Source organism: Corynebacterium sp. HMSC14B06 (assembly GCF_001807075.1).
GTDB classification, from domain to species: Bacteria; Actinomycetota; Actinomycetes; order Mycobacteriales; family Mycobacteriaceae; genus Corynebacterium; species Corynebacterium jeikeium_D.
The window spans coordinates 162,286-177,461 of sequence record NZ_KV787355.1 but is presented as its reverse complement, the minus strand read 5'-3'; the positions used below and the strand labels follow the sequence as shown (position 1 = coordinate 177,461).

Here is a 15,176-nt window from a genome sequence, read left to right as displayed (position 1 = left end):
AACGAACTAACGCCGCAGCGCCTCACGCAGCAGATCCAGCCGCTCCACCGGCGAGAGCACATCCTCCCCAGCTAGGCCCAACGCACTCATCTCCGCCCAGCTAGCCGCCGCCAATTCCTCCACATCCTCGCCGGATAGCGGGATGCCCTCGTCGCTCTCCCAACCGAGGCGCTCCATGACATGCGCCGCCACATCATGCCGCAGCTCATCCGAGGTCAGCGCCGCCAAACATAGCAGCTCCACCAACGCCGCATCGTGCCCGGCTGGGTCTTTCTCGGCGTCCTCTATAGGCAATGCACGCAATCGCTTGACGACGCTCTCCCCCGCCTCCCCGGTCAATTCCAGCGCGGTTGATTCCGACCTCTGCAGGTCCAGAGCCTGTAACAGGGGCACGAATTCAAACACCCCCGACCTCTCGATGATGTCCACGACATCGGCACGAGCGGTGGCCAACGTATTTTGAATAGAGTCCCGTCCGGTCAATTCCCTATTGATTGCGGCAATATCTACCGGCTCCTCCGCGTCCACATCCCCCAGTGCGCGGATAGCACCCGAGCCACCGATGCACAGGGCATCCGGTGTGGCCTCATCGCGGGCAAAAGCTTCTCTGACCTGCAAGGTATGTTCCCACAGGCCCCACTGCCAGATAAGGGTATCGCCGGGACTTTGCAGCACCTCGGCAACTGTGGTGGATAAGGGAACATCGACGACTTCGCCCGCTGCGGGTCTGCCGCCAGTCACCAGCTGCGCCACAGACTCCACCGCAGAGCCGGGCAAATGGAACTTCGTCGGCACGCTTTCGTCGCCCCACCCAAAGATGACCGCTAACACGCGGGACAGGCTTCGCAGATCCATCTGGTCATTGACCCCGAAGACGCGGTGGGCACTGCACGGTTCTTCCTCTAAAGAGGCACCGATAATGAGCGTGGCCGGTTCCGTGGCCACGCGAACGCCTGGGAAGGCGACTACGTTATCGGTCTGTGCTGCCATACTTCACAGCGTACGCAGGAAAAACAAGGTGGCCTGGATAGCAAAAACTCGCTACAATGCGCGCGTTTTTACCAGCGGAATCTGGCGCGGCTCCGCACCCCACGGCTCTGCCAAGTACTTGCGGCGCAGACGCTGCGACTCCACAGCCATCCACTGCGCTACCAGCTCTTCTACCCCGCGAGCAAGCCCCAGCACCGGTCCTGCGACTTTTTCGCCCACATGCGGAAAATCAATGACCTCCACGTCGTTGACCTTGGGAAACCGCGGCGCCGTCAGATTTCCCTTGCCGGGCTTGGCTTTCTCTTCCTTCGCGGCGGCGCGCAGCTGTCCGATGTGGTCACGAATGCCGGCCACCGATGCTGGCAGGTCCACCACCGTGGCCCCCGCCTGCTCAATCGCCTGCGATAGCAGGTCCGCCCCCTCAGCCCCCTCAGCACTCTCAGCTGAAGCGTCACCGTCACCATCGCCCGCGGTCACAGTCGCAACAAAGCAACCGGTGAGCAGATTGGTGGCGGTCTCCAGGGCTCCGTCGTCAAGCGGATCCACCAGCCATGCACCCGACAACCTCTCGCCTGCAAAGGACGGCGAGAGCTCCACATGCCAAATGACAACGGGCGATGTGAAACTACATACGGCAAGGGTCTGCGGAGTAGCAGCGGGCGTGGATGTCATGAGGTTGATGGTATCGCGAGTGACGGATTCGAAGCGGGGTAGCCTTTATCGCATGTTCGACTTTTTCAAGAAGAAGCCGCGCGAAACCATCAACATGGCCGCCGAGTACACCAACACCCCGCTGTCGAACCAGATGGTCATGCTGTTCGCCGAGGAACTGCCCATCCTCGACAGCAAGGAACGCGCACAGGTCTACCGCGCACTCGAGGCTTACGACGGCCCGCAAATTACTTCGCAGGAAATGCTGCCGGAAGAGATCCGAAAAATTATGGATCTATAGCCTCTCCGTACATTTCGTTCGCTTTCCGACGGCCCGTGCGCAGCCTCAAGCGTGACCAACACCTCGGAGCGTCACGGGCGACGGAGCCAGTGCAAAGGGGTAGCCTAGCCTTGATGTCCACTAACACTAACGGCAAGTCCAGCACCGATGCTTCGAACGGTGCCTACGGAGCCGTACACACAGAAGCCAGGACCCTGACCGGTTGGGGTCGTACCGCCCCCGCTAAGTCCCAGGTGCTGTCGACGCCGGACTTGGATGAAATTGTTAACGCCGTCAAGGCTGTCGCAGACCAGAACTCCGACAAGCCTGCCCACCTGCGCCGTGGTGTAATTGCCCGCGGTATGGGCCGCTCTTACGGCGACCCCGCCCAGAATTCGGGCGGTCTGGTCATCGACATGCAGAAGCTCAACAAGATCCACTCCATTGACCAGGAGTCGGCGATTGTTGATGTCGACGGCGGTGTCACACTGGATCAGCTGATGAAGGCCGCGCTGCCCTACGGCCTGTGGGTGCCGGTACTGCCGGGTACTCGCCAGGTCACCATCGGTGGTGCCATTGGTCCGGATATTCACGGTAAGAACCACCACTCCGCAGGTTCTTTCGGCAACCATGTGCTGTCGATGGAGCTGCTGGTCGCTGATGGCCGTATCCTGCACCTCGAGCCGGAGGGCTCCGCAGATGATCCGGACGGCAAGCTGTTCTGGGCAACTGTCGGCGGCATGGGCCTGACCGGCATTATTGTCCGCGCCCGGATCAAGATGACCAAGACCGAGACGGCCTACTTCATCGCCGATGGCGACATGACCCACACTCTGGACGAGACCATCGAGTTCCACTCCGATGGCTCCGAGGAAAACTTCACTTACTCCTCCGCATGGTTCGATGCCATCTCGCCGGAGCCGAAGCTGGGACGCGCCGCAATCTCCCGCGGTTCGCTGGCAACCCTGGCTCAGCTGGAGGAATACGCCCCGAAGCTGGCCAAGGACCCGCTGAAGTTCAACGCTCCGCAGCTGGTGACCGTGCCGGATATCTTCCCGTCCTTCACCATGAACAAGCTGACCATGATCAGCATTGGTGAGCTGTGGTGGCTGAAGTCCGGTACCTACCGGAACCAGGTGCAGAACCTCACGCAGTTCTACCAGCCGCTGGATCTCATCGGTGAGTGGAACCGTGGCTATGGCTCCAAGGGCTTCCTGCAGTACCAGTTCGTTGTTCCGCGCGAGGCCGTCGAGCCGTTCAAGGAGATTGTCCGCGATATCCAGCGCTCCGGCCACTACTCGGCGCTGAATGTGTTCAAGCTGTTCGGCGAGGGTAATCGCGCTCCGCTGTCTTACCCGATGCCGGGTTGGAACGTCTGCGTGGACTTCCCGATTAAGCCGGGTCTCGGCCAGTTCCTGGACGACCTCGACCGTCGCGTCATGGAGTTCGGCGGCCGCCTCTACCTGGCCAAGGAGTCGCGCACTTCCGCCGCTAACTTCCACCAGATGTACCCCGAGATGCAGAGCTGGCTGGACACCCGCAACGAGATCGACCCGCACGGTGTCTTCGCCTCTGACATGTCGCGTCGACTGGAACTGCACTAAAAGAACCGAGAGGATTTAAGCCCCAATGATTAATGCTGTAGGCGCTGCCCAGTCCATCCTGCTGCTCGGCGGCACCAGTGAAATCGGCCTGGCTATTACCGCCGAGTTCCTGAAGAAGGGCCCGGCCAAGGTCATCCTGGCTTCCCTGCCGAACGATCCGCTGCGCGAGGCCTCCGCTGAGAAGATGAAGGCCGCCGGTGCTTCCGAGGTGGTCACCCTCGACTTCGACGCAACGGACTTCGACTCCCACCCGGAGGTCGTCGAGAAGGCATTTGCTGACGGCGACGTGGATATCTGCATCGTCGCGTTCGGCATGCTTGGCGACGCCGAGGAGCTCTGGCAGAACCAGCGCAAGGCGGTCCTGGCTGCGAACATCAACTACACCGGTGCGATGTCGATGGGTGTTCTGGTTGGTCAGAAGTTCAAGGCGCAGGGCCACGGCCAGTTCATTGCCATGTCCTCCGTTGCTGGTGAGCGCGTACGTCGCTCCAACTTTGTCTACGGTTCCACCAAGGCCGGCCTGGATGGTTTCTACCTGAACCTGGGTGAGGCCCTGGAGGAGTACGGCGTCAAGACCCTGGTTATCCGCCCGGGCCAGGTCCGTACCCGTATGTCCGCTGACGTGGACGAGGCGCCACTGACTGTGAATAAGGAAGATGTCGCCAAGCTCGCGGTGAAGTCCGTCGAGGCCGGCAAGACCCTGGTCTGGGCTCCGCCAGCATTCCAGCTGGTGATGATGGTGCTGAAGCACATTCCGCGCCCGATCTTCAAGAAGCTGCCTATTTAAGGTCTGGAGGGGACCAAGGCCCGAATAGCAGGGCTTTGGTCTCAACCCACAGCTGCAGTTCCAATTGGGATAACCGTGGAGCAATACGATTGCAGCAGCTCATCATCGTGACTGACTAGAACTATGCCCATTCCCTCGCTGTTGAGTTCTTGCAGAACGTTCATCACTTTGGTCGCTGCTTGATAATCAAGCGCCGAGGTAATTTCATCGCAGAGCAGGAGCTTTGGGCGCACGGCTAGAGCACGTGCGATTGCAACACGCTGCCTCTGCCCTCCAGAGAGTCCACTTGGCTTACGCTGTGCGAGCTGCTTATCGATACCGACTTTATCGAGCAAATCTATTGCCGCTCGGCGTGCGTCACGGCGTCCCCTTACCGACACCCGGGCTGCACGCGCTACGGCATCGAGTGCGGTCATTTTCGGGTTCAACGTAGAGGCAGGATCCTGCGGAACTATCTGCATCATCAAACGATTCTTCCGTGGCCATGTACGCTTAGCTTCACGAGTTACACCAGCACATTCAATCTCACCCGACTCTGCGTGGTTTAGCCCGATTAGGCACCGAAGTAGTGTCGACTTTCCGCTTCCCGACGGTCCCTTGACCCCAACCATAGTGCCACGCTGTACAGCGAAAGAGAGGCCCTGAAAAAGAGTCACGCGTTCATTATTCACGCAGCTCAGGTTGGAAACTCTTAAGACTGGAGACGCGCCCGCCCCTGCCCCCGCCCCCGGCATAGATTCACCAATCGAGGCTTTGGAGAGTTCTGTGACCTGGATGCCTTTCGTTACTGAACGCGGGCTGTGGCCAGAAGTCGTCTCTACACTCTGGCGTTCCACGCGCTGGGTGATCGAATCGCTTTTTTCCGTTCCATTCCCGACAGCCACGACCGAGTCAATGCAAATCGCAAGCTTAGGAACCTGGTGGGCGGTGAAAATGACCGTAACGCCACTATCCGCGATGCCTCTTAGCAGATGAGCGATTACCGTCGAAGTATCGGAGTCAAGGCCGGCGAAGGGCTCATCAAGAGCGATGGCTTCAGGCGAACGCGATAGTGCCCGAGCCAGTGCCACCCGTCGCTGCTGTCCACCAGAAAGCTGGTGAATACGTCGGGAAGCAATGCTGGCTGGAAGATCTACACGCTGCAGCAACGCTGCAACGTCGGCCGCTGGAGCTAGCTCCCGGAGCATCCGGGCTACTGACATCAATGGTGGCAACTCGGCGCCCGGATCCTGTCCTACGAAAGCAATGTGCTCACGGCGAAAATGAGCTAATTCACATGATGGAAGCTCCAGCGGGTTTACATCTCGCCACTCACTGGACTCGACAGAAACCCCACCAATTACTTCCGATCTCTCCGGTACCGCACCAATCAATGCCTTTAAAAGTGAGGTCTTCCCGGAGCCGCTCACCCCAGTTAAAACCGTAATCTCACCCGCTCGGGCAGTGAGCACTGTGCGGGGTAGGATAACGTGCCCGCTTTGCATCACGGAAATATCTACATCAATCACGAGCTCGGCACATCCTTCGGTTCCTTCTGCCTCCCATTAATCAGGGCCACTACAGCAATCGATGTCGCTGCCAACGCGGCGGCTGGTGCAAGTACTGACCAGGGGTTCAGTGATATTCCACTCGCGTTATCCCGCACCATCGCTGACCATGCAAACTCACCGAGGCTTCTCCCGACCCCAAGGAAGCTCGCCGTAGCCAGCACATACAGCGCTTCGATAATGCGAAGACTCCATACCGAACGAAGTACTGCGGAAATATTGGGAATGATGTCCCGCAAGATTATCGAGACGGTCGATACGCCACTGCCCAGCGCAGCCTGAACATAACCAGCGTTAGCAACGGGATAGGTGGCGGCGGCGACCACACGGGCAGCATAAGGCGTACCCACCACAACTGAAACACCAATAAGCGCTGGTAGCCCACCATTGGGATACAAGACTGCGGTTAAAAGCAAAAGAATTACTGCGGGCACCAAGATGGTGACATCCGCCACTGCTTCAATAAAGAAGCCCAGTTTTGGCTTTAGCGACCCCAAGATACCGAATAGAGCGCCAAATGCCGTGGTCAAAGAACCGACGATAATTGCAGTTACGACCAAGGACCGGCCACCGACAAGCACTGCAGCGCCCACGCTTCTCCCCAGGTGTTCTGTTCCTAGGAAACCCTCCTCGTTACCGTTAGCGAAGGGCACGCCATGCGCCGACAGTTCAATGCCAAACAAACCAGCAGCGACCGGTCCGCCTAACACTAGGGCGATAAAGGCCCCCGCTAAAAACCTTCGAATCATAGTTGCACCTTCGGGGTGAATGCGACTTTTATTGCATCTGCCACAGTCAGCAACACCAATATGATCGCCCCTGTTACAGCAAGTACGGCAAGAATCACCGAGATATCCCGTTGCGCGACTGCATTAGACACCAAAAGCCCCACTCCAGGATGGTTAAATAACGCTTCGACTGTGACTGTCCCTGCTATCAAAACACCTGCTGTTGTAGCCATTGAAGTAGCAAATGTCGGTGCGGATAGCGGCAGGATATGTCGAAGTGCCAGCTGATTTCCCACGATTCCGTTTAGCTCAGCATTGCGGACCGCAGTGTTGTGAGAAGCATCCTCGAACGCTGCGAAAAGCATTCTCGAATTCCAGGCCGCCTGAGGAATTACCAGCGCCATAACCGGTAATGCGTACATACTTCTCTGGGTTGGCAAGCCTTCCGCGGTGATAGTGACCGCGGGAAACCAACCAAGCCAGAGAGAGAATACCGCTACCAGAAACACACCAACGACAAACTCTGGTAGCGCAATTAATGCCACTGTCGATCGGTCAATAATGTGCGAAATCCAGGGTCTTTCAGCACGTGAAGCCCAAAAAATGGCGATTGCTACCGAAAGAACAGCAGTGACTAAAAATGCCATACCAGTTGTTGCCAGCGTCACAGGCAGCGCTGAACTCAGCAGATTAATAATCGGTACTCCGTTTACGGAAGTACCAAAGTCGCCCGCAAACGCACTTCCCAGCCAGCTCAGGAAGCGGGCCATAAGCGGCTTATCAAGATTCAGGTTTCTTTCTAGCGCTGCCAGAGCTTCCGGGGTCCGGTTTGCGCCCAAGATTGCGGAGGCAGCATTACCGGGCAGCCAATCAATCGCTACAAAAACAAGTCCGAGAACTGCGAAAAGTAAGCCTCCACGAATTATCAGCCGAGGAATAAGCCAACGCGCGATTTCCGCTGGCACACTAAGCCTTCTGGACGGTTTCAAGAAGGACACGACCATAGCCTGGAGCCTTAGGCAGACCACTCAAATTAGCTCTCGCAATATCGACTCCGTCAGATGCACCCCAGACCAGATACCCGGATCGCTCGAACTCAATCTTCTGCAGCTGGCGGCTTAGCTGGTTAATTCTCTCAGTATCGGTGCTTTCCAGTACCTGATCATAGATCTCGTTGAATTCAGCATCATCAAATGCGGTCTCATTAGAGGCCGCGTCACCGTCGAGAACCTTCCCAGCGAAGAAGAGCACAGAATCATTAGTTCCCCAATAGCCACAATATAGGTCTGCCTTGGTCCATGTCTCGTCGTAGAAAGTACCCGAATCCTGCTCCACTACATTGAGAGTCATGCCGATTTCTTTCACCTGATCAGCGATAACCTTCATCGCCTCTACTTGACCCGGAGCCTCAGGGGTAACGTACAAGTCATACGTTTTCTCAAGGTCAAAATCTGCCTCTTGGAGGAGATTCTTCGCTTTCACAACGTCACGCTTACGCACTAACGAAGAATCCAGGTTCGAATCTGCCGTTCCAAGAATGTCGTTTGCAGGGGTTCCATAACCGGAGAGAGCTCGTTGGATGATTTGCTCCCGATCAACTGCAAGGCGCAGCGCCTGACGAACTTTCACATCTGAGAAAGGCCCATCTGAGGTACGCATGATTAGTGGAATAACCGAGTCATTCATCCGGCGCACAATCTTTATATCTTCATTTCCTTCGACGGATCGGGCCGCAATAGGACCCGCAGCTTGAGCTAAGTCAATTTGCCCGGACAACAGCGCATTAGTCATTGCGGTGGAGTCTTCAAATGGAATGACATGGACCTCAGCAACTCCTGCTACTGTTCCGTGATAGTTATCGAAACGCTTGAGCTTAGCAGAACCATTTTCCCAACTGACCAGCTGGAACGGCCCCGATCCAATGGGCTTTTCAGCAGAGGAACCCTTCTTCATCACGAAGGTCATCAATCGCGCAAGCATCGGAAGCTGTGAATTCGGTTCCGCAGTTTCCATCACAACGACGTTGGCTCCAGCAGCACGAATGCTATCAGGCATCACTGGAAGCCGGAATGAGTTTTCCTCATCCGAAAGCATCTTCTTCAACGACCACACGACATCTTCAGATGTGACCGAGGAACCATCATGGAAGGTAGCACCATCGGCAATCATAAATTCCCACTCAGTCGGATTATTCTGTTTCCATTCCTGCATCAGGCGTGGCACTACAGTTTCTTTCTCGCCCGGCACCGTCAGAGCCTCCCAGATCAGGGAGCTAATAAGCATATCTGAATCATTAGGCAAAAGCTGGTAAGGGTCTCGTTGAGCGCTTGCCGCTTTCCCGAGAGCCCCAACACGCAGCACATTAACGTTTTCGACTTCATCCCCACTGGCAGCCCCATCCCCTGCCGTCGACTCTCGTGACGTACACGCCGTCAGAAAAGTGCCTGTCCCAATAACTGCCATTGCAGCGAGGAATTGGCGTCGAGAAAAATTGGTCATGATGGTTCCTTAATCTCTAAGAAAGACTGCCCACAGGAGAAAAGACATAGCTAACAACTACAGCAGCAGTAAAGCTTAGGCAAGCCTACTAACGAAATTCTTTTAAGAATAATTACCTAGGTCACCCTTTACAGCATAGGCTACCCCCACCTAATCTCTCTGTCATGCAGCATTTGCACCTGAGCCAAGAACTCTCACACAGGATCGTTAAAGCTGCCGACGAACTGGCTGCGACACAGAAGATTAGCTCTCCCGACTCGTACAATGCCATCAATCATCTTTTGACTGATGAGCTGGAGGAACTGAAAGAACTAATTCTGCTCTCCCCTACTGCCCATGCCACTTCCATCCATGGACTTCCCTTCCCTGCAGTTCACGGACCTACCCCAGCCACGTGGCAGGAATGCGTTGGCAAGGTCCGAACCTGGAGATTCGTTCTTGCGATCATCGCTAGCGCTGTCGGTCGCCCATTCGGATGGTTCGGACAGCAGAAAGGCCGTATCACCACAGACTTGGTGCCGACCCGCAGCCAGGAGAACCAGCAAGTTGGCGCCAGCAGCAACACCACATTGACTCTGCACACAGAAGATGCTTTTCATCCGCGGCGCGCGACGCACTTCGCTTTATTTGGTCTTCGTAACCCCAAAAATGTCGGCACTACGCTGGCCCCCATCGATGAAGCATGGCATCTACTCGATGTAGATTCGAAAAAAATTCTAACCGGGGACGGAGCCATCATTATTCCAGATGCATCTTACGGTGATTACGAATATGCAGCTCCTACTGCCATGACATCAATCTGGAAAACTGATGGCAATTTAGGCATGCGGTTTGACCCCGCCTACACAGACAAAAATTCTGGAACCTTACAGTGGTGGGAGGCATTTGAGAAGCTTCAACAGGCTCTTCACACTGTCACCTATACGGTGCCTATAAAGCCAGGTCAGATGGTCATCATCAACAATGACCGATGCGCCCACGGACGAGTACCTTTCGTAGCCAACTACGACGGGACCGACCGCTGGATGCTACGCATCAACATTATGGGAACCAAAAACACACGCCCCATCAATGAAATCAACGAACCCGGCTACGGCCAACACATCCGATTTATGGATGGTGAAATCCTATGAAACAGCGAACTAACCTGACCGTCCTCAGCAGATCAGAACTAGCTCAAATAAAAATTTCACCCGAGTCCGTACTCGAGTCGGTGAAATCCGCTCTCATCGAGCTCGACCAGCCAGGAACTCTGTGCCCAGGGAAAATCAAAGTTGAAGTACCTGAAAGCGTGAGTTACTCGATGGTCGGCAGAAGTCGTTCTTCAAATTCCGTCGGATTCAAGACTTCCTATACCCATTGGAGCAAAACTCACCAACAAAGCGCCAGGGATAGAAGCTATTACACGACCCTCACACTGTACGACGATTCCAGCGGATATCCTATTGCACTTCTCGACGGCGCTGCGGCAGGAACTCTCAGAACCCCGGCAGTCTCAGCGCTGTTGGCACAGTATGCTGGTGCAATTCCTCAGAGCGCTCTCATCATCGGTTCGGGAACCCAAGGACAAAACGCAGCCCCTTTTCTCCTTGAAACCTTTGAAACATTAAACACGATTTATCTCGCCGGCAGCCACAGCGTGGGACTAGAGAAAGGCGCCAAGATTGCATCAACAGCAGCAGTGAAGCTTGGCCGAAAAATAAAAATCAAGATTGTAGACGATCCTACAACTGTGAGTTCAAACTGTGATCTCATTATCGGGGCCGCTGGACCTGAGACTCGTTGTACTGTCACAGCATCCGATATTCCCCGGCACGCAACCGTCGTTGTTGTGGGCTACGGAATCGCCCCTGATATCTGTCATCAAGCGAGCAGAGTCATCACGACGAGTATCGAACAGATGAATGTTACCGGTCGCGATTACGCTGACACCGATGGTCGGTTGCCGAATGTCCATGCCGAACTATCCGATTTGCTCCGCAAAGGGCGCAAACTGCCTCGTATTGACGAAACTACGTTTTGCTATAACAGCGGACTAGTTCTAACCGATATCGCTGTCGGCCAAATCCTCGCCAAGGAAGGTCTTAAGCAGGGATTCGGGACGGAGATATCCCTGTGGTAAGTGCCATATCATGCAAGATTGATGTTCCAAGCTGGCAAACGGCTCTGATTGGCTCAGGGAAACTTGACTTCATTGCTGAGCTTTCCGACACCCCTTTTCATGTCCTTTGCCCAAACCAATTTGCTCAAACACTTTCAGCCTGGCATACAACCGCTAAGGAAGTCGGCATTAAATTCGGTATTCGATTTGGCAAAAAGGCAAATAAGTCCGCGCACTTCAGTCGCGAGATAGCACTGAGTGCTCTTCGTGGTTTTGACAGTGGAATCGATGTCGCCAGCGTAGAAGAGTTCCAATCATCTCTGGCCGCTGGTGTACCAGGAAATAAATTAATCATTACTGGTGCTACACCGAGTCGAGAACTTATCCATTTGGCAGTTTGCCACGATGCAACTCTAACTATTTCCAATGAAGTAGATTCAAGAATAATTTCCCAATTTGTCGACGAAATCGATACGCCTAATCAGCTCCGAGTTCTTCTCCGGATTGCGAACCAAACCCCCTCCACACGGTTTGGTATGAGCATCGATACCGCCTTGTCTCTAACCGCTCGTCTTAGCCAAGGCCGTGCCAACATCGAAATTACCGGCCTAAGTTTCCACTGCAACGGTTATGACCTCCACGAGAGGATAAACATGTCGCATCTGGCAATCGACACCCTACTCAAGGTGCGCTCCCTGTCTCCACGGGCCGACACTATTTCCATTGGAGGTGGATTTCCCACAAGCTCAGTCGAGTATGGAGTCTGGCGAAACCTACAATCTCGACTAAAAAACGAAATGTTCATAGATTCGGATAAACCTAAAGACCAATATCCGTTCGGATCACCTTTATCCGGACAATACTCACTACGGTTTATAGCTAATCAACATCGCCCACTGACACGTCGAGATATGGAGTCCACTCGACGCAGCTCGGACTCCATGGCTCAGCGCGCTCATCGTCACAACATAAAGATTTTGGCAGAGCCTGGACGGTCTTTATGCCAGTTCGCGGGTGCTAGTTTCTTTCCTGTTCTTTCGTGTCACGCATTGCCCAATGCTGCACGGACAGTAACTGTCGTACGTGGAACTAGTCTCAGCCTCTCAGAGCAATGGTTCAACTCGGAGTATTATCCGGACCCATACCTTGTGCGTAACGGAGTCATTATCGACTCGGGAGTAGCTACCGCAACAGCAGTTTCCGGATCAACGTGCTTAGACAGCGATTATCTCAGCAAAAGAATGATTCAACTCCCCGACAGGCCTCGACCTGGAGATTTCCTAGTCTATCCCGACACAGCCGGGTATCAAATGGACTCGAACGAGTCTGCTTTCCACGGATATCGGATTCCTCAGAAATACGCCTTTAATCCTGTCACCATGACCATCACGGAAGATCGCTAGAACAGAGGCCAAATAAAGATGCCAAAAAGAATTTATACGCAGATGTCTCAACTCATTGGCAATACTCCTCTGTTCGAGCTTGTCTGTACTCCCCAGAAAAGTCGCGTTTTGCTTAAGCTCGAGCAATTCAACCCAACTGGAAGTGCGAAAATCCGGATGGCCCAGTCGATGATTAAGGCGGCAGAGCAGGATAACCGACTTCAAGAGCATGGCACTATCGTTGAATCGACTTCCGGTAATACTGGACAGGGCTTAGCACTTCTTGCACTTGAGCGCGGATACGACTTCGTAGCAGTCGTCGATAATCATTCTTGTAAAGATAAATTGAACTCCATGCGTGCAATGAATGCACAGATGTGCTTCGTTTCCAATCAAGATGACGATTCGCTCGCCACATCGGCTAGAGAAAACCATGCTGAGGAGCTCAGCAAACAACACGGCTGGGTATTCATGAAGCAGCACGACAATGTTGCAAATTCAATGGGTTATTACCCTGCAGCTGATGAAATTTTGAATGATCTCGGAGCAAGTCCATCTCATATCATCAGTGCTGTAGGCACAGGTGGAAGTCTCTTTGGAGTTACTGAACGTCTCCATCAATTGGGACACCGTCCCACTATTATAGGCGTCGAACCGGAAGGTTCCATTGCATTCGGTGCTCCTGGACACGACTATTGGCAATCTGGAACGGGCACCCCCGAAGGTGCAGTTATCGGCACTTCGGTTCGCTACGACTTACTCGACTACGGAGCAAAGGTATCCGACAAGGCAGCTTTCGCTGCATGTCGGGCGATCGCAAAGCATACGGGACTTCTACTGGGAGGATCTGCCGGTGGAGCCGTAGTGGCAGCCCTCGAGCTCCTACCGAGCTTTCCCGCTGGTTCTACATCATTGACCATGGTGTGCGATGGAGGGGAAAAGTATCTAGATACCGTGTTCAACGATGAGTGGATGGCCGAACGCGATTTGCTCGATGTAGCTCTCGAGTCCAAAATTTGGGAACAAGTTATGTCATTGCGCGCTGGGGAAAGCCCAATTTCGCTAAATTCAACACGAGTTTCATGGTCGAAGGAAAAGTAGTGCCCGGAGCTACCTCTCAGAAACTAAACCGCCAGATTTTGGCGTTGTCTCTTCCCCTTGCCGGCACACAGCTTGCGAATATCGCAATTTCAACCACCGACACTTTCATGATGGGCCAACTTAGCCTCGGGGCTCTTGCTGGCGGAGGTTTGGCAGTTGTGTGGTTTAACCAGATACGCACAATGGCCGTGGGCCTATTAACACCGCTGGGCAATAGAATTGCGTCGGCTCATTCACTCTACGAAAGCAAATCTCGCGAGCGAGCGGACTCCGAACTATCTGCCGCTACGCTGCAACGCGAAATTCGCAACCTCTCACGCACCGGCTGGCTATTAGCAACTGTCAGCGGTCTAGTGGGAGCACTGGTTCTGATGGCGATTGCCTACGCCCTACCGTTTTTCGGCCAGTCCGCTGAGATTAGTTCCGCAGCCACTTCCATGATGTGGTTGCTCGCGCCAGGTCTTGTTCCTTGTTTGTGGTTCCAAGTCTCCCGTCAGTTTTGTGTAGGCCTCGGCAAACCAAAATCTCTACTGCACATCACCGTGGCGATGATTGTAGTGAATGCAGCATTGAACTACGCACTCGGTTTCGGGTTCGGGCCTATTCCTGCATTGGGGCTGCTAGGTATTGGACTGTCCACCACACTGGTTCATTTATTGTCGGCCCTAATTTACCTGCGAATCACCATCCGAGATCCCGACCTCTCAACTTTTCTTGCCCTCGATTTCTGGAGTGCCGACAGAGACACGATGCACGGAAGGCTCCGTCACCTCGTCCGCACTCAGCTTCGTCTGGGGCTTCCAGTCTCAGCAACCTACGGAGCCGAAGCGGGCATGTTTTCTGTGCTGGCGATGGTCATGGGATCCTTTGGCACAGAAGCACTCGCAGCGCACAACGTCGTCTATCAAATAACCTTTATTGTTTTCCAGATTGGTGTTGGGTTCTCCCACGGCAGCTCTATTCTTGTGAGTCGCGCTTGGGGTCTGAATGACAACTCCCTTGCACGCCAAGTCGGCATTCGAACTCAAACGATGATGGCTGCCATCGTTGCTGTTGCTTCCGTCAGCTTTCTTTGCGCTCCCCGCCTCGTACTTTCCCCATTTATAAACAGCTCCGAGAAATCCAATGCCACCGAGACATTAAGCATCGCATTGGGGTTGTTGGCTATTGGCGCAGTGATGGAATTTGTCGATACTGCACAAAACATAGCTATCGGTCTCCTGCGCGGGATTAGCGACACCACTACTGGTTTGAAGGCATCCCTCACTGGTTATTGGATTATAGGTTTGCCAGCTGCTTTAATACTTGCTTTTCCCATCGGTCTAGGGCCTCACGGGGTGTGGTGGGGATTGGTCATCGGGCTTGCCAGTTCTTCAATAATCCTTTGGAGAGCTTTCCTTCTCGCGACGCGTAAAGACCTTACCGTGAAACTCTAAAGAACTCGTCCCTCAAAGCGATATCCACGTCGCAGGTATCCGGTCGTTCACGTTCGTGTGCAACACTTAA

The 15,176-nt window shown here is 54.3% G+C and carries 14 protein-coding genes; 8 read left to right on the top strand and 6 right to left on the bottom strand.

What is annotated here, in order from left to right:
* Positions 1-6 precede the first annotated feature (6 nt).
* Together HMPREF3130_RS00830 and HMPREF3130_RS00825 are read right to left on the bottom strand one after the other, a co-directional pair.
* Complete coding sequence (locus HMPREF3130_RS00830; protein ID WP_070429120.1) at positions 7-990, bottom strand: plasmid pRiA4b ORF-3 family protein; 984 nt, start codon at positions 988-990, stop codon at positions 7-9.
* Positions 991-1,041: 51 nt separating this feature from the next.
* The gene (locus tag HMPREF3130_RS00825) at positions 1,042-1,662 is read right to left on the bottom strand and encodes a hypothetical protein (RefSeq protein WP_070429119.1); all 621 of its coding nucleotides are present in this window, start codon (positions 1,660-1,662) and stop codon (positions 1,042-1,044) included.
* Positions 1,663-1,714: 52 nt separating this feature from the next.
* On the opposite strand from HMPREF3130_RS00825, the gene HMPREF3130_RS00820 reads away from it, so the two are divergent.
* From HMPREF3130_RS00820 to HMPREF3130_RS00810, 3 genes are all read left to right on the top strand, one after another.
* Positions 1,715-1,942 carry a hypothetical protein gene (locus HMPREF3130_RS00820; RefSeq protein WP_005510976.1) on the top strand — a complete coding sequence of 76 codons (228 nt, stop codon included), beginning with the start codon at positions 1,715-1,717 and terminating at the stop codon, positions 1,940-1,942.
* Between the two features lie 113 nt (positions 1,943-2,055).
* Complete coding sequence (locus tag HMPREF3130_RS00815) at positions 2,056-3,525, top strand: decaprenylphosphoryl-beta-D-ribose oxidase (RefSeq protein WP_005510894.1); 1,470 nt, start codon at positions 2,056-2,058, stop codon at positions 3,523-3,525.
* Positions 3,526-3,550: 25 nt separating this feature from the next.
* Positions 3,551-4,312, top strand: coding sequence for a decaprenylphospho-beta-D-erythro-pentofuranosid-2-ulose 2-reductase (locus HMPREF3130_RS00810; protein ID WP_069359684.1), 762 nt, complete (start codon positions 3,551-3,553; stop codon positions 4,310-4,312).
* Positions 4,313-4,353: 41 nt separating this feature from the next.
* Here the strand turns inward: HMPREF3130_RS00810 and HMPREF3130_RS00805 are convergent, their stop codons facing one another.
* Genes HMPREF3130_RS00805 through HMPREF3130_RS00790 form a run of 4 tightly spaced genes read right to left on the bottom strand, consistent with a single transcriptional unit; the run spans position 4,354 to position 9,086 of the window.
* Positions 4,354-5,820 carry an ABC transporter ATP-binding protein gene (locus HMPREF3130_RS00805; protein WP_246815083.1) on the bottom strand — a complete coding sequence of 489 codons (1,467 nt, stop codon included), beginning with the start codon at positions 5,818-5,820 and terminating at the stop codon, positions 4,354-4,356.
* Positions 5,817-6,608: an ABC transporter permease subunit gene (locus HMPREF3130_RS00800; protein WP_070429118.1), complete on the bottom strand. Its 792-nt coding sequence runs from the start codon at positions 6,606-6,608 to the stop codon at positions 5,817-5,819. Before HMPREF3130_RS00800 ends, HMPREF3130_RS00805 begins: the two co-directional genes overlap by 4 nt.
* Positions 6,605-7,552: an ABC transporter permease gene (locus tag HMPREF3130_RS00795; protein WP_070429117.1), complete on the bottom strand. Its 948-nt coding sequence runs from the start codon at positions 7,550-7,552 to the stop codon at positions 6,605-6,607. Before HMPREF3130_RS00795 ends, HMPREF3130_RS00800 begins: the two co-directional genes overlap by 4 nt.
* Before the next feature lies 1 nt (position 7,553).
* Positions 7,554-9,086, bottom strand: a complete 1,533-nt coding sequence (locus HMPREF3130_RS00790) for an ABC transporter substrate-binding protein (protein ID WP_035010183.1) — start codon at positions 9,084-9,086, stop codon at positions 7,554-7,556.
* A 164-nt stretch (positions 9,087-9,250) separates the two neighbouring features.
* Between HMPREF3130_RS00790 and HMPREF3130_RS00785 the strand changes: the two genes are divergently transcribed.
* Genes HMPREF3130_RS00785 through HMPREF3130_RS00770 form a run of 5 tightly spaced genes read left to right on the top strand, consistent with a single transcriptional unit; the run spans position 9,251 to position 15,106 of the window.
* On the top strand, positions 9,251-10,219 hold the full coding sequence (locus tag HMPREF3130_RS00785; protein ID WP_069359687.1) for a TauD/TfdA family dioxygenase: 969 nt from the start codon (positions 9,251-9,253) through the stop codon (positions 10,217-10,219).
* Positions 10,216-11,208, top strand: a complete 993-nt coding sequence (locus HMPREF3130_RS00780) for an ornithine cyclodeaminase (protein WP_070429116.1) — start codon at positions 10,216-10,218, stop codon at positions 11,206-11,208. The genes HMPREF3130_RS00785 and HMPREF3130_RS00780 overlap by 4 nt, the downstream gene beginning before the upstream one ends.
* Positions 11,202-12,590 (top strand): alanine racemase, encoded by a 1,389-nt coding sequence (locus tag HMPREF3130_RS10995; protein ID WP_076772194.1) that lies wholly within the window; start codon positions 11,202-11,204, stop codon positions 12,588-12,590. Before HMPREF3130_RS00780 ends, HMPREF3130_RS10995 begins: the two co-directional genes overlap by 7 nt.
* An 18-nt stretch (positions 12,591-12,608) precedes the next feature.
* The gene (locus tag HMPREF3130_RS00775) at positions 12,609-13,670 is read left to right on the top strand and encodes a PLP-dependent cysteine synthase family protein (protein ID WP_069359689.1); all 1,062 of its coding nucleotides are present in this window, start codon (positions 12,609-12,611) and stop codon (positions 13,668-13,670) included.
* Positions 13,652-15,106 carry an MATE family efflux transporter gene (locus tag HMPREF3130_RS00770; protein ID WP_070429115.1) on the top strand — a complete coding sequence of 485 codons (1,455 nt, stop codon included), beginning with the start codon at positions 13,652-13,654 and terminating at the stop codon, positions 15,104-15,106. The genes HMPREF3130_RS00775 and HMPREF3130_RS00770 overlap by 19 nt, the downstream gene beginning before the upstream one ends.
* Positions 15,107-15,176: the final 70 nt, after the last annotated feature.

Bases quoted from the DNA above. Each gene is read 5' to 3' on its own strand.
- HMPREF3130_RS00800 (WP_070429118.1), bottom strand. From the start codon at position 6,608: ATGATTCGAAGGTTTTTAGCGGGGGCCTTTATCGCCCTAGTGTTAGGC.
- HMPREF3130_RS00780 (WP_070429116.1), top strand. From the start codon at position 10,216: ATGAAACAGCGAACTAACCTGACCGTCCTCAGCAGATCAGAACTAGCT.
- HMPREF3130_RS00790 (WP_035010183.1), bottom strand. From the start codon at position 9,086: ATGACCAATTTTTCTCGACGCCAATTCCTCGCTGCAATGGCAGTTATT.
- HMPREF3130_RS00825 (WP_070429119.1), bottom strand. From the start codon at position 1,662: ATGACATCCACGCCCGCTGCTACTCCGCAGACCCTTGCCGTATGTAGT.
- HMPREF3130_RS00810 (WP_069359684.1), top strand. From the start codon at position 3,551: ATGATTAATGCTGTAGGCGCTGCCCAGTCCATCCTGCTGCTCGGCGGC.
- HMPREF3130_RS00770 (WP_070429115.1), top strand. From the start codon at position 13,652: ATGGTCGAAGGAAAAGTAGTGCCCGGAGCTACCTCTCAGAAACTAAAC.
- HMPREF3130_RS00785 (WP_069359687.1), top strand. From the start codon at position 9,251: ATGCAGCATTTGCACCTGAGCCAAGAACTCTCACACAGGATCGTTAAA.
- HMPREF3130_RS00830 (WP_070429120.1), bottom strand. From the start codon at position 990: ATGGCAGCACAGACCGATAACGTAGTCGCCTTCCCAGGCGTTCGCGTG.
- HMPREF3130_RS00815 (WP_005510894.1), top strand. From the start codon at position 2,056: ATGTCCACTAACACTAACGGCAAGTCCAGCACCGATGCTTCGAACGGT.
- HMPREF3130_RS00775 (WP_069359689.1), top strand. From the start codon at position 12,609: ATGCCAAAAAGAATTTATACGCAGATGTCTCAACTCATTGGCAATACT.
- HMPREF3130_RS00820 (WP_005510976.1), top strand. From the start codon at position 1,715: ATGTTCGACTTTTTCAAGAAGAAGCCGCGCGAAACCATCAACATGGCC.